Raw genomic sequence first — 14,571 nt, 5'->3', positions numbered from 1 at the left:
TGGAAATATCGTGATTGGAAAAAAGAAAATCATCTATAAAATAAAAAACTATCTAGAACGTTGATATGTCAACGTTCTAGATAGCTTTTTTTTTATAACCGCACTTATTTATGATACGGTTCACCGTTGCACCTTTAATGGAGGTTATTTTCAAAATGTTAATTTTCTAATTCTAATGTTAGGTACATATAGTCACCTTTTGACGTAACCTCTCCATTTCTAACCTTTAAATCTTGTTTAAAAAGTGGCCCACTTATAACTGTAGTATGGAACTCTCCTGCTTCACCACAAGGGTCGATACCCTTTCTTCTAACTCTTTCATATAGTCTAAAGTAAGTACACGTCCAAGATCTTCTTCTTTCATTCCTTTTTGCAAATTAACTGTCACTACTTTTGTTACAAATCCTAAATGTATAAACTCCTCTACTACATCTTTATGGCTTTTTTGCCAAAGTGGCATACCAAGTTCAAGCCCTACACTGCTTGTAACTCTTTCATGCCAACAATCTTGTTCGGGTACATCAATATCACCTGTCATCTATCCTAGAAAGTAATTTTATTATCTATTATTTTGAATTTTTTAAGAAGACCTGTCAGCATTTTATATTGCACATCCCTACATTAAATTGTCGCTGCTGAGGAAGCAGCTGCATGGTCAGCCTTCACACAATCAATTGCAACAACGAACGCAATAATGATGGCCTCCATCTCCTCATCCAATATTTGAACCTTATAGCTATCTCCCCAAGTGAACCACTCCTTGTTCACTTTACCGATGACTACACCATGCTGTAAGACCTGAAAATCCATATCCCACCAGTTACCATGTATCTCAATGTCTGCTCCATCAATCGTATAGCGTGCTTTAAAGAAAGAAAACTCTTTCTTAATCGTTAGCACCTCTCGACCATTTACCTCAACAAAAAACTTCGGTAAAAAGCTGAACACCTTTTTCGTAATAAGTGCTACTTCATCTCTTGTTTTATTCATAATGGAGAAAGTCTTTGGAATTTGCATAAAACTACCCTCTACATAATAAACATCCTTTTCCTGCTGATCCTTTATTGTGAATTTGCCACTTAGACTGAATACCTTTTGCTTTATATAAAGTTGCTTCATTCTACACCTCTTTCGAAATAGCATATCAATATAGCGCAGATTTCATCATCGCTATTAATAATTATCGAAATAGTTTTTTGAAATTTGAACTTATAAATTTATTTATTCAGAGCATTATATGTAAGTACCTTCTTAACAAAAAAGATATGCAAGTAAAGAAATTTGCATATCTTGCTAATCTATTCACACTACGGTTCTTTGTAACAACACTAAAGCAGAGTTTCACTTTTTCATATATAAGTAAATTTTATAAAAAAAGTAGTTCCTTCAGATCCTGTCTGAAATTCAATTTTTGCGTTATGACGGGCAGCAATTGCATAGCATATGCCTAGTCCTAAGCCAGTGCCATTATCTTTGGTCGTGTAAAATGGAGTACCCAATTTCTCTACTATCGCAGGACTGATACCTTCTCCTTGATCCTGTACTGCAAGAATTACACAATTTTCATCTCCTTTGTAGGTACTGATGGATAGAACCTTACCTGTGCTCATTGATTCTAAGCCATTACGATATAGATTTATTATCAATTGTCGTATTTCGTTACGATTTAAAAGTAAATCTGGAATGTCTTTCAGATTAAATTGAATAATTTTATTTTGATTAAATGTATCTATCTTTATTAAAGGAGTAATATCTCGAATTATAGAATTTAAATCTAACATCTGTAAATCGGATGTCTTTGTATTACCTATAGAAAGGAATTCAGTAATAATAGAATTGGCACGGTCAAGCTCTTCGATCATTACATTAAAGTAATCATTATGTTTTTCGAATTCGCTCTCTTTTTTTAATAGCTGCAAAAATCCTCGTACTGTTGTCATAGGATTTCTAATCTCATGGCTAATACCTGCTGCCATCTGACCTATTAAGTCTAGGTTTGATAATCTTTTCAATTCCTTCTCATATTTCTTTTTTTCGGTTATGTTTTTTAAAAGGCAGCAGATTCCCTCATCATATGGGTAAGCAACTGCTTCGTACCAATAATCACCATATGCTGAGGTCATTTCGAAATGTACTGCTATTCGCTCTGACATCGCACGATGAAATTCCTTATACATGACCGTATCTACACATTTCGGGAAAATCCCCCATATATTCTGGCCTAATACATCTTTTGCCGTTTTCCTTTGCGGCAAATATTGATGTTTATTCATGTAAAGAAATTCCCACTCTTTGTTCAATGCAAAGAATCCATCCGTTATACTTTCAATAACACTTGTAACCTTTTCATTAGCAGCAGCCAGTTCCCTCGTTCGCTCTTCTACCATATTTTCAAGTTGGCCCATATATAACAAGTTTGAAATTGTAGGGGCTGTGGCATCGACTATCGATTTTGCTAATTGAATTTGAGATTCATGGAAATTACATGTTTCCCCTCCTAAATTGACAACTGTTATAACCCCTAATACTTCCCCCATTGAAACCAGTGGCATCATAAGTAGACTCATACTATCTATATTTGGAGTGAGAATTATACTTTTTGTTTCAATAATCTGTTGAATCATAGCTTCGTAGCTTTGGTTCATTCTTATGCTTTTAAGATTCTCCATCCAATTGGCTTCTGTCCAATCACAGTCTTTATTAAACTTCATGAATGTGATTGTGTTTTTTCCCAACGGATCCAGGATGTGGGCTGCACTTTTTTTGCTACCTAAAACCTTTCCTAAGTAGTAAAAACATTTATCAAGACTTTTCTGCACGGAGGAACACATCGACAAATCACGTGTAACATTGAGTAACAACTGCTTTTCTGCAATAAGGTTTTCCTTTTGCTTTAAATTATTTGCGTTTTGAATTGCAACTGCAGCCATATTCACATATGCTTCAACACTCTGAATTTCTGATTCTGTTAAATTCATCGGCGTTCCATAATCAAATAAAAAAACTAAACCAAATATCTCTTGCTCATATGAGATAGGCAGTGCTAATAAGGATTTAATTTTGAAGGCTTCTACCGATCTCGGGTCCGGCCGATTATCCTTTGAGGTATCAGAGATATAGATGGTTTTTTTAGTTTCAATAACCTCTTTGGCCAGTAAGTCTGTTTCAATATCAATTACCTGTGTATCGAGCGTTATGCCATTCATATCTTCTGGTTTTCCTACAAATCCTCTAAATGTGCCATCTTTTTCGGGTAAATAAATACCAACCGAGTTACATTGCACAATTTCCTCGGATATTGCCTGCGTTACACGCTGTAAAACTTCACGTAGTTCTAACTTTGTATTAATTACTTTGGTTATACTCGCGAGCCTAGAATATCTCGTCTGTTCACTTAACATTCACAATTTCTCCAATCAAAGCCTACTAAAATTAAAAGTAAAAGTATAATTTCTAGCTAGCAGTCTAGTTCTAGATCAGTTTACTATTTTTAATTTTATATCTGTATCCTATTATACATGGAAAACCTCTATTACTTATGATACGGTTTACCGTGATAGAGCTAGACTGTTTCGACCCGATGATAGGAACGACCATAAGGACTTCTAATAACTTCAATTCGCTTTTGTGAGTTCCTGATATCCTTCCATTGCCAGTCACCTTCAATGGCTCTATCCACTTAACAGACCATTCATATGATACCAATGAATAAGAACTGATTGTTGATTCTGTTTGCATGAGCTACATTCTCCGAACGATTTTTATTGTCATTTGTTTCCTTTCAGCAGTAATATTTAACACTCGCACCAAAACACATTTAAAAATGAAAGTAACGTTTGATTCATAAATCTACTAAATTCCCATTTTATGCTTATACTCAGTTTGGAGAAAAAGGACTATCCAACAAATTCTTAAATGGAAACAGGTATAGAAAAAGAGAACTTTTTCTATACCTGTTTTTTGTATACTTTTTAGTAAATCACTATTTTAGTTGGTGATGGATTGTAGTGGAAGGGGGCGACTCCAGCTGGAATAGCATGAGCTGAATGCCCCGCAGGAGCGGTGCGACGAGGAGACTGAAGTTATGCCCGCTAAACGCGTCCGTCTGAAACGGAAATCAATACATGAATAAAGGAGACCATCTCTCAGTCACTAAATGACTTAGGAGAATCCCTTCTAAAACCGCACTTATTTATGATATGGTTCACCCTTCATAATCCTAAAACTTCTATAAATCTGCTCCACCAAAACAAGCTTCATTAGCTGATGCGGTAATGTCATTTTTCCAAAGGATTGTTTCTCATCAGCACGTTTCAACACATCATCGTGTAAACCAAGGGAGCCACCGATGACGAATGCGATTTTACTTTTGCCGTAGGTCATGAGGGATTCAAGATCTGCCGCCATTTGTTCAGAGGTTTTCATTTTGCCATTAATGGCTAAGGCGATAACGTATGTATCTGGGCTGATTTTAGATAGAATACGTTCACCCTCTTTTTTCTTTACAATTTCCATCTCTGCTTCGCTTAGCTGCTCGGGTGCTTTTTCATCTGGTACTTCGATTAAATCCATTTTTGCGTAGCCACCGAGGCGTTTTACGTATTCATCTATTCCCATTTTTAAGTACTTTTCTTTTAGTTTTCCGACTGATACAATCGTTATATTCACACGTTATCCACCTTTACATTTCATTTACAAACAAATTATCCACAAAAGTTATCAACATATCCACAAGCGATTCCTATATCTTGTGTAAAGTTATTTACTTGATACAAGATATTCTGCAGGTCGTTCACAGTAGCTACATTTTGTGGATAACTTTTCATCCTCTTCGATTTTATCCATAATTGGGAACTCTTTTTGCTCAGCCACAAACATGTCTAAAGCGTGTTCTATATGGTTTTCACAGCTGTATTTTTCCATTTTTGCACCTCTTCTTATTTTCCGAAATTTCCACAAACTTATTCACAATTCAGTCTATGTTATCCACAATCTATTGTAACAAAGGTCAGGCGAGTATGGAAGAATAGGCTTTCTACCGCCACTCGCACTGTATATATTATTATTCACAATTTTCTAGTTATCCACAATATTTTCTAAATAATTTAGTGAACGTTGCGGCGAGGTGACTTTCAACTCAGAGGTTACTCGTTCTCACTACTCACCAAACTTGAGCAAAATAGACTCATAACAGTGATGCAATTGTACTTATATTGCTGTTGTCGCTTTCACACATAATCAACCTCTTGTTTTGCTGAAGAGCTATACTGTAATATGACACCTTACTATCATTGACTCAACAACAAAAAAAATCAGTGGAGATCATATCATCCCCACTGATTTTCAATTTACAACGAATCGCTATTTGTTAATGTTAGTGATAGATCCACTAATTTACCTTGGCGATATACTTTCATCGTTAATTTATCACCAATTTTTTTGTGGTTATATAAATGTTTGCGTAAATCGATTGCTGTTTCGATTTTTTGGCCATCCATTTCAACAATAACATCGTATTGTTTAACGCCTGCTTTTGAAGCTGGAGAGTTCGACACAACATCTGTAATAACAACACCTGTTGTTACGTCTTTTGGTAATTTTAACGTTTCTTGTTGGTAGAATGACGGAACATCCGTTAAGTCTACTAATGAAATACCCATTGTTGGACGCTTCATTTCACCATTTTTCTCTAATTCCTCGATAATTGGAATTGCTGAGTTAATCGGAATTGAGAAGCCTAAACCCTCCACAGAGGATTGTGCAATTTTCATGGAGTTAATGCCGACTAATTCACCAGCAAGGTTTACAAGTGCACCACCACTATTACCAGGATTGATAGCTGCGTCTGTTTGTAATACTTCTTGCTGCCAATCTATAGTACCATCACCGTTTATGTCAACTGGTACAGAACGATCCTTACCAGAAACAACACCTGTAGTAACTGAGCCATAGAATTCTAAGCCAAGTGGATTACCAATCGCAATTACTGTTTCACCTTGTTTTAATACGTCTGAGTTACCAAATGTCGCTACTGTCTTAACATCTTTAGAGCTGATTGAAATGACCGCTAAGTCTGTCCAAACATCGTGACCAACTAATTGTGCTACTTCTTTCGTTCCATCAGGCATTGTTACTTCTAACTGCTTTGCACCTTCAATAACATGATTATTTGTCACGATAAAGGCTTTATCACCTTCAACTTTGTAAATAACACCTGAACCGCTTCCCGCAGGCTGTTCTGATGAGGATCGTGGACTCCAGAATCCGCCACTTGACACTTCTTGAATATTTGTAATCCCTACAACAGCCCCTGAAGCCTTATCTACTGCTTTTGTAACGTCAGTTGTCACTTCTGTTGCCACTTGATTAATGGTTGTTTCACTTTTATTACCTGCGCTACTTGTTGTTGTACCTGGCATTTGATTGACAAGTCCAGGCATCATGAGCCAAACGAGTAAAGCGCCTATGATAACGCCGATAAAACCGGTAAATAAATAACCACCTTTACCTCCGCCACCGCCTTTCTTTTTATGACGCTTCTCTTGCGTTTCTCGCTCCTCTTGTTCGAGTCGCTCCTGAAGAGGTGACTTCTGTATTTCATCATTTTTTAATAAATCATTATTTTTATCATCATCTTGAAAATAGCCCATTTACCTCATCCTTTCCTTTATTAAGTATTTGCTAGTTGTTACCCTAATATTACAATTCAAACATTAAAATCAGATGAAAAATAAATAAAATGGACATAAAAATGGCTGTTCAATGCATTTTCTATAAATGCCATTGAACAGCCTCATTAAAGCTTCGATATTTTATCATTAAACGGTTACTAACTTCGTCGGCTCTTCTGCATCTGTATCAAATAAATTTAAATACTCACCGACAATAATGCCGCAAGATTGCAAAGTTTGTGTAACACTCATGCGTGCAAGCTCTTTCATATTATTATCTTTACTTAAATGTGATAAATATATATTTGTTGGCTTTTCAAATACTACTTCACTCATTGCGATAGCTGCATCCTCATTTGAAACGTGCCCTACATCACTTAAAATACGACGTTTTATAGACCATGGGTAACGTCCCATTTGCAGCATATTCACATCGTGGTTACTTTCAAATACAAAGGAATCAGCACCACGAATAATCCCTTTCATACGATCACTGACATAGCCTGTATCCGTAATAACAACAAGCTTACGCCCATTTTCATGAAAGCTATAAAACATTGGATCTGCTGCATCATGTGATACCGCAAAAGATTCGACAGCCAATGAACCAAAATGCTTTACAGTATCCATTTCAAATTCAAAACGTTGCTCTAAAGGTATATCGCCAACTAGCCCGTCCATCGCCTGCCACGTTTTGGCGTTAGCATAAACAGGTACATTATATTTTCGTGCCAATACACCTATTCCTTTAATATGATCACTATGCTCATGTGTAACGAAAATGCCACTTAGCTGTTTCATATTGCGGTCGACTTTTGTAAATAGTTGCTCCATCTTTTTGCCACTAAGACCCGCATCGACAATAAATGCATGCTCATCATTCTCTACATAAATCGAATTTCCTGTACTGCCACTTGCTAAAACACTAAATCGCATTATTCAACTCCCCAGTCTTCCTCTTCAGCCTTTTGCTTGTCTCCTTGGATTTCAATAATTTTTCCATCAATAGCATCCACGAAGTACTCTTCTATTTCTCCGTCCGGTAATTCCACTTGTACTTCCCATGTTGGTATCAACACTTGTGTTTGCGTTAAATTACTAAATGTTGAGTAACCTAACTTCACATGCTTAATACGCGATTCTGATTTTAATAGCCCTTTATTATAAAGTGTCTGGAAAATTTGAAGTGGTGGTATGACCGTTTCCTGTTGCTCCATCTCTTCGATATTATCAATCATTGTCTGCTCATACATTGTCACTTCGTTATCTAAATTCCACTGTACTTTTAATAAGGCACTATCATTGTAATAGAACATTCGATTATTTTTCTTTTGGAAGAAGATTGCGACTCGTTCCTCACGATCTACCTTCCATAATGCATAAGAATCTCCATCTTTAACGTTTAAATGGACAAAATCAGTAAAGCTTGCATCATCACTAATATTTCGTAATTTCACAGGGTTAATAAAATTAACACGTATATGTGCATGTGTCTCATCAGTGAAACTTACTCGCTGATTGTCATCGTTAACAATATTTTTAAAATTATGCACTTTTCCTGTAATGTAAGAAGCTGATTCATTACTATTCGGCAGTGGTCCATACGTAATATTATCATCTTTCAAACGGGCTTCTATTGTTTTTTCACCTAGTATTTCTACGCTCTGCGCTTCATTATAGCGATTTAAATATAACCAATACAAGAAGATATTTAAGATTAAAAAAACGAATATAAAAATAGACTTTGTTCTATTCCAATCCATTTTTGACACCCCCTAATATGTCAGGCGTCAGTTTTGTCGATATACCATTACGAATAACAAACCAGCATGGCTCTAATGTCACTATTGTGCTTTGATCATAGGTTAAATAGAAACCTACAACAATATCATCTATATCTGATAAAGCAATGTTATTTAGCTTTTTAATCTTTTCAACGATTTCCGATCCTGACGGAAGTTCCTTCATCTCTTTTTCGGATGGAATATCTTTCTCAAAAGAAAAGTATGGACGTTTGTAGCGGAAAATACGATTTTCTCCCCAAACGGTTGTAATTCGGTTTATAGCCTGATCACTATAAATCGGTAATCCATGTAAATATAGCTGATAATCCAATTGATTATTGCTTGTACTTGTTGAGGCTAAGCGATAATCATCTGTAAAACCTCCGTGTTCATTGATAAATTCAAAGCTATCCGTAAAGAGCTTGGAAGGCTCTATTCTTACACTACTTTCTGCAGCTGGATATACATAGGTTAATGATTTCACCTTCGAATCAATCACCATCCGTGACATTCCATCGTGATATTTTTCAGTAGTTGCACTTTCATCAGTGCGCACGACATTGTTTAGATTTGTAAATACCACATTTTTAAATAATTCAGGTTTCTCTTCGATAAAATACGTATATTTTGCAGATTCAATTTTATCATTTGCAATATATAGTGAGGTAAAGCCATCTCGCTCCACTTCTTTAAAAGTGCTGTATGTTTTCGCTGGCTCAATAATATCTCTTACAAATTGATTAGCATTTTCTAGACTTACACGTGAACCCATTAATAATTCATTATTGCCACTAATGAAAAATACCTGTAATACTTTGCTATTATAATTGCTCCAATCTATAATCATACGATTGAAGGTTGTTTCAGGTAGCTCCTTATCGGCGAACTGAAAAATCGTGTTAAAGGCAGAGTAAGGAATCTCACCAGGGAAAAAGACAGTCATATAATTGTTAGAACGAATCATATCGTTTACAGAGTCCGCCTTAAGATTATTGTCAACGGGCATTAAATCCAGGATATTCCACCCATGAAATGCGTCCATAATATCTACCATTGCACCATTAGATACTGTTCCGGTAAATTCTTTATCAAAACGGTAAATAGCTTTATAAGGACGAATTACATCCTCCGGTTTTTTTTGTGGTCCGATTAGAATTTCTTTTCCTTCAGTCTTTTCAATAAATTTATAATCTGGCGTGTATGTCCAAATTATAAAGGTTAAAACAACACTTAGCACAACAAGTAGGAATAAAACAACTGATTTAACTGGTTCTATATATTTCATTCCCACTCACCTGCCTCGTCAAAATCATCTAAATTAAGTGGTAATGTGAAGAAAACCGTTGTTCCATGCCCTTCTTCACTTTCAGCCCATATTTTACCGCCATGAGCTTCAATCATTTCCCTGGCAATAGCTAGACCTAGACCTGTGCCTCCCATAGAACGAGCTCGAGCTCGATCTACTCGATAGAAACGCTCAAAAATACGTCCTACATTTTCCTTAGGAATTCCCATACCATCATCGGAAATCATAACCTTTAGCATATCTCCTTGCGCTGTAAAGCCAAAGCGAATATTACCGCCATCGGGTGAATACTTAATAGCATTAGAAATAATATTATCGATAACTTGTGTCACCTTATCCGTATCGATTTCTACATAATAAGATGCCTCTGGGAATAAACGTTCAAACATCACTTTATCTGACTTAGACATTTCAAAACGATCGATAATACGGTTAAAGAATGAATTAAATAGAACAATGTCTTGATTCAGTTCATAATCTGAACTATCCATTCTTGATAACTGCAATAAGTCATTCACTAAGCGGATCATACGCTCTGTCTCTGTTTGTGTGACATTCAAAAATGTTGGAGCAATATTTTCATCTTTCCATGCACCATCTGCTAACGCCTCTAAATAACTGCGCATCGTCGTTAACGGTGTCCTTAATTCATGTGACACATTTGATACAAATTCCCTGCGATCCATCTCTATTTTTTCCTGTTCCGTAATATCGTGCAGTACGGTAATTAGACCATTAATAAAGCCCGTTTCTTTTTGAATAACAGAGAAATTCGCACGTAAAATATATGGTGCGTCTGCTGTACTAAAATTTAAATTCACCGCATCATTCATGTGAATTAAATCCTCAAAACTATACTCTTGGTCAATTCCTAAAACAGATGCAATCGGTCGGCCTAATGTAATATCTCTTGAAATATGCAGCAGCTCTAGTGCGGGGTCATTAATAAGAATGATACGCCCTTTTCGATCTGTTGCAATAACGCCATCCGTCATATTACTAAGGACCGAATCGAGCTTTCGTCGTTCCGCCTCAGTAGTAGATTGCGCCTCCTGCAAGCGATTTGTTAAATGATTAAAGGTTATAGCAAGCTGCCCTATCTCATCTGTACCATAAACCCGCACTTTTCGAGAATAGTTACCCTTTGCCATCGCCTGAGCCTGCTTACGCATATCTGAAATTGGCTGTGTAATTGTTCGTGCCACTAAGATTCCTAAAAAGATAGTAATTACTAAGGACACTGCTGTACCACCAAGGAAAATACGGTTAATGTCATTCACTTGTTCAAAAACAGATTCAATATTTGCCTCAATATAGAGTACCCCTATGATTTCATCATCAGGTCCTGCACCATCTCGAATTGGCGAAGCTAACACCCACACTCGATTTCTTGTTTTATTATCAAGTTTAATGTTTTCAAATAATGTTTCTGCAGAGATAGCACGGCGTACGAGGTCATTATTCGAGCGCTGTCCAATCAAACTTTGATTGTCTATCTCAGATGTGGCGCGAATACGCTGCCTATTATCGATGACACGGATTTCTAAAATATCCCCTTTAGAAAGTTCCTTCAATCCTGTGGAAAATTCCATGACAATCGTTTTCAAGCTCTCTTCAAGAGTTGGCATACTTTCATCGCGCTCTTTTAACATTTCTTCACGAATGCTATATTGCATTAAATCGACACGTTGAAAAATGGATTGTCGGAAGTTGTCTTTTAAATTTTGCTCTAATTCACGCGCAAAATAAATTCCTATTATTTGCAAAGCAAGTAGGATTAGCAAAATGTAAATTAGTACTAGCTTGACATGAATTGATTTAAAGAAGCTAACTTTCTGCATTCCTTTTTACTCCTGTTCAGGATTTCGTAAATAATAACCTACACCACGGCGTGTTACAATCCAAGCCGGATGACTAGGATTGTCCTCTATTTTTTCTCGTAAACGGCGAATTGTTACATCTACTGTTCGTACATCACCGAAATAGTCATAGCCCCACACAGTTTGTAGTAAATGTTCACGCGTCATTACTTGACCGATATGCTTCCCTAAGTAATGTAATAGTTCAAACTCTCTGTGTGTTAGTTCAATTGCTTCATCACGTTTCAATACTAAGTAAGCATCTGGCTGAATAACAAGCGAGCCTACTACAATTTCATTGGACTCTTCTTCAACCTCTTCGGCAGTAGGGGCTACTACCTGTAAGCGACGCATATTTGCCTTTACACGTGCAATAAGCTCACGTGTACTAAATGGCTTTGTCACATAATCATCTGCGCCCATTTCTAGTCCTAATACTTTATCAATCTCAGACCCTTTTGCAGTTAGCATAATGATAGGGAAATCATATTTTTTTCGTACTTCTCGACAAACTTCCATCCCATCACGCTTAGGTAACATTATATCTAAAAGCATTAAATCTGGTTGTTCTTCCTCAACCTTCTCTAGTGCCTCATCTCCATCATAAGCACAAATAACTTTGTAGCCTTCTTTTATTAAATTAAACTGTAAAATATCTGCGATTGGTTTTTCATCGTCAACAACTAAAATGGTCTTGTCCATATTTTTTCTCCCTTTCGCTTTTTATCTATTTTTAAACGATTGTATTTTTAAAGTCACTACTCTAACTCTACCATGCTTTTAACTTCTATGCATTATTCTAAATCCTAAGACATTTTACGATATTGTTATAATCAATTATGCCTCAACAAATTGCTTCCGGAATTGGCCTTTGTGCTTAGGCCTGCGTGATGCAGGTCAGTTAGCCGTTATCGCATGGATGCGATGGTTTTAGGCTAACTTCCTATATAAGAGCTCCTTTCCGAACCCGTGACATCCGCCGGAGGCTTTAGGCCAACAGATGTTTTTTGCGCGAAAGCGTAGTGCTAACACAGCTTCAGCACGGTGTTTTGTCTGTGCGACAGCGGCAACAGTACAAAGTTGGTCACTCAGCCGTTGCCATAGGACGCAGCGTTCTTAGACTGAGTTCCTCTATTTCAACGGATATTTGGATACTCTCTGAAAATTGACTTAAAACCGCATTCAACTCATCACCTATAGAGGCGGATGACTTCTGTACCTGTCGCTTTGCTTTCGCTACAGAAAATAGTTGCTAAAAAAAGTTAAATTATATTTCGACAAATATTTCTCGGGAAATAACATAGATTTACATACGAAGTATATAAAAAGACAGCCCTATTTTGGACTGCCTTCTATTCGAATTGATTAACGCCCTGCATATGATAATAGGTTTTCTAACGAACCCTTATTCTTAACTTCAAAGTGTAGATGTGTACCTGATGGATTTCTAGTAGTGCCTATAATTCCCCTAACAGATTTCCCCTACTACTTACTTGTCCTAACTTTGCGCTTTAATTGATGATAGGTGACCGTAAAGCACCTTCCACCTTTTCTATAGTAGTATTAATTACCCACAATTTTTTTTTGCACCAATATACTGTACCATAAAGAAAATACAGTTTAACTGTTTTCATCTTTTTGTAATGTAAATGTATTAATTCTCTACTAATTGTTACATCATTCCTTTTTTTATAGCTATTAAAAAGTATAGTTTCAGACGTAGATTTTGTTCCTGTCTTGTACTTTTCATGAGGTATTTAGACCCTAAGCCTCTCAACCTCTACTCCAAGCGATTAGTTGAGTTCTTTGAATAAAGCCGCTAGTATTCCATTTATTTTTACTATAATTTTAAACTTATCACTTTTTGCTTATTAAATATTCTGATAAAATAAAGATTAGATACATTAGTTGAATGGAGCGATTAATTTGAATGTTTTACAAACATCTGAAATAACCCCTAAAGTAAGAAAGCCTCAATGTAAAAATCCCGTTCGAAAACTTATCATTAGGACCATTATGGTAGCATTAGGTGCAGTCATTATGGCACTGGGGCTAGAGCTATTTTTAGTACCAAACCACATTATGGATGGTGGAATCGTAGGTGTTTCCATTATTACTTCTCATTTATTAAATTTACCTCTTGGTATTTTCATCTTCATTTTAAACTTACCTTTCATCTTTTTAGGCTATAAACAAATCGGTAAAACCTTTGCACTTTCCACAGGGCTCGGAATTACAGTACTCTCATTAACAACTCTTTTCTTACATAATCTAAACCCGTTTACTCAAGATACGCTATTGGCCACAGTTTTTGGTGGCATGATTTTAGGTATTGGTGTCGGCATTGTCATTCGTTATGGCGGCTCATTAGATGGGACAGAAATTTTAGCTATTTTATTTAATAGTAAAACACCGTTTTCCGTTGGTGAAATTATTATGTTCTGCAATTTACTCATCTTTGCAGTAGCGGGGTTTGTGTTCACATGGGAACAAGCCATGTACTCTATCCTGGCATACTATATTGCCTATAAAATGATTGATATCGTCATTCAAGGGATGGAGGAATCAAAATCCGTTTATATCATTAGTGATGAAATTGATGAAATTGGGCAAACGATTATGGACCGACTAGGTCGAGGTGTAACCTTCCTTCATGGTGAGGGGGCTTATACAGGTAACGATAAAAAAGTTATTTTTACCGTCATTACCCGATTAGAGGAATCCAAGCTTAAATCAATCGTCGCTGAAATTGATGATCATGCGTTCCTAGCAATTGGTAATATTGCAGAGGTTAGAGGTGGCCGCTTCAAGAAGAGAGATATCCACTAATGACAAAAGGGGCGTACCGTATATGGCACGTCCTTTTAATGTTGTTGAAATACATCTATGAAAGTGAATATTATGGCTACTTACCATAATCAAATTGAATAGGCTTATTACAGTGACGCTAT

Annotated in this window: 11 protein-coding genes and 1 pseudogene; 1 reads left to right on the top strand and 11 read right to left on the bottom strand. The window is 36.3% G+C overall.

Annotation, left to right across the window (positions count from 1 at the left end; genetic code table 11):
- Window positions 1–158: 158 nt before the first annotated feature.
- The 11 genes and pseudogenes from ACIPKN_RS15180 to yycF all read right to left on the bottom strand — a co-directional run.
- A pseudogene (locus ACIPKN_RS15180) lies at window positions 159–538 on the bottom strand (Dph6-related ATP pyrophosphatase); the annotation flags it as partial.
- Window positions 539–621: 83 nt separating this feature from the next.
- Complete coding sequence (locus ACIPKN_RS15175; RefSeq protein WP_400937499.1) at window positions 622–1,119, bottom strand: LURP-one-related/scramblase family protein; 498 nt, start codon at window positions 1,117–1,119, stop codon at window positions 622–624.
- A 230-nt stretch (window positions 1,120–1,349) separates the two neighbouring features.
- Window positions 1,350–3,401, bottom strand: coding sequence for a GAF domain-containing sensor histidine kinase (locus ACIPKN_RS15170; RefSeq protein ID WP_400937496.1), 2,052 nt, complete (start codon window positions 3,399–3,401; stop codon window positions 1,350–1,352).
- A 787-nt stretch (window positions 3,402–4,188) separates the two neighbouring features.
- A complete protein-coding gene (rlmH, locus tag ACIPKN_RS15165; RefSeq protein ID WP_400937493.1) occupies window positions 4,189–4,668 on the bottom strand; it encodes a 23S rRNA (pseudouridine(1915)-N(3))-methyltransferase RlmH in 480 nt (159 codons plus the stop codon).
- Window positions 4,669–4,758: 90 nt separating this feature from the next.
- Window positions 4,759–4,923 carry a CxxH/CxxC protein gene (locus tag ACIPKN_RS15160; protein ID WP_132362535.1) on the bottom strand — a complete coding sequence of 55 codons (165 nt, stop codon included), beginning with the start codon at window positions 4,921–4,923 and terminating at the stop codon, window positions 4,759–4,761.
- A gap of 425 nt (window positions 4,924–5,348) precedes the next feature.
- Window positions 5,349–6,650 carry a S1C family serine protease gene (locus ACIPKN_RS15155; protein WP_142510041.1) on the bottom strand — a complete coding sequence of 434 codons (1,302 nt, stop codon included), beginning with the start codon at window positions 6,648–6,650 and terminating at the stop codon, window positions 5,349–5,351.
- A gap of 168 nt (window positions 6,651–6,818) precedes the next feature.
- Entirely contained in the window at window positions 6,819–7,607 is a 789-nt protein-coding gene (locus ACIPKN_RS15150) for an MBL fold metallo-hydrolase (RefSeq protein WP_132362531.1), read from the bottom strand.
- Complete coding sequence (locus tag ACIPKN_RS15145) at window positions 7,607–8,434, bottom strand: two-component system regulatory protein YycI (RefSeq protein ID WP_400937489.1); 828 nt, start codon at window positions 8,432–8,434, stop codon at window positions 7,607–7,609. Before ACIPKN_RS15145 ends, ACIPKN_RS15150 begins: the two co-directional genes overlap by 1 nt.
- The gene (locus tag ACIPKN_RS15140; protein ID WP_400937486.1) at window positions 8,421–9,740 is read right to left on the bottom strand and encodes a YycH family regulatory protein; all 1,320 of its coding nucleotides are present in this window, start codon (window positions 9,738–9,740) and stop codon (window positions 8,421–8,423) included. Before ACIPKN_RS15140 ends, ACIPKN_RS15145 begins: the two co-directional genes overlap by 14 nt.
- Window positions 9,737–11,602 (bottom strand): cell wall metabolism sensor histidine kinase WalK, encoded by a 1,866-nt coding sequence (walK, locus tag ACIPKN_RS15135; protein ID WP_132362525.1) that lies wholly within the window; start codon window positions 11,600–11,602, stop codon window positions 9,737–9,739. Before walK ends, ACIPKN_RS15140 begins: the two co-directional genes overlap by 4 nt.
- 6 nt (window positions 11,603–11,608) lie before the next feature.
- The gene (gene yycF / locus ACIPKN_RS15130) at window positions 11,609–12,322 is read right to left on the bottom strand and encodes a response regulator YycF (protein ID WP_049662630.1); all 714 of its coding nucleotides are present in this window, start codon (window positions 12,320–12,322) and stop codon (window positions 11,609–11,611) included.
- Window positions 12,323–13,636: 1,314 nt separating this feature from the next.
- On the opposite strand from yycF, the gene ACIPKN_RS15125 reads away from it, so the two are divergent.
- Window positions 13,637–14,449 carry a YitT family protein gene (locus ACIPKN_RS15125; RefSeq protein WP_255505247.1) on the top strand — a complete coding sequence of 271 codons (813 nt, stop codon included), beginning with the start codon at window positions 13,637–13,639 and terminating at the stop codon, window positions 14,447–14,449.
- The last annotated feature ends 122 nt before the right edge of the window (window positions 14,450–14,571 follow it).

Source organism: Lysinibacillus sp. NPDC086135 (assembly GCF_044746345.1).
Classification (GTDB): Bacteria; Bacillota; Bacilli; order Bacillales_A; family Planococcaceae; genus Lysinibacillus.
This window is presented reverse-complemented; position numbering and strand designations above follow the sequence as displayed.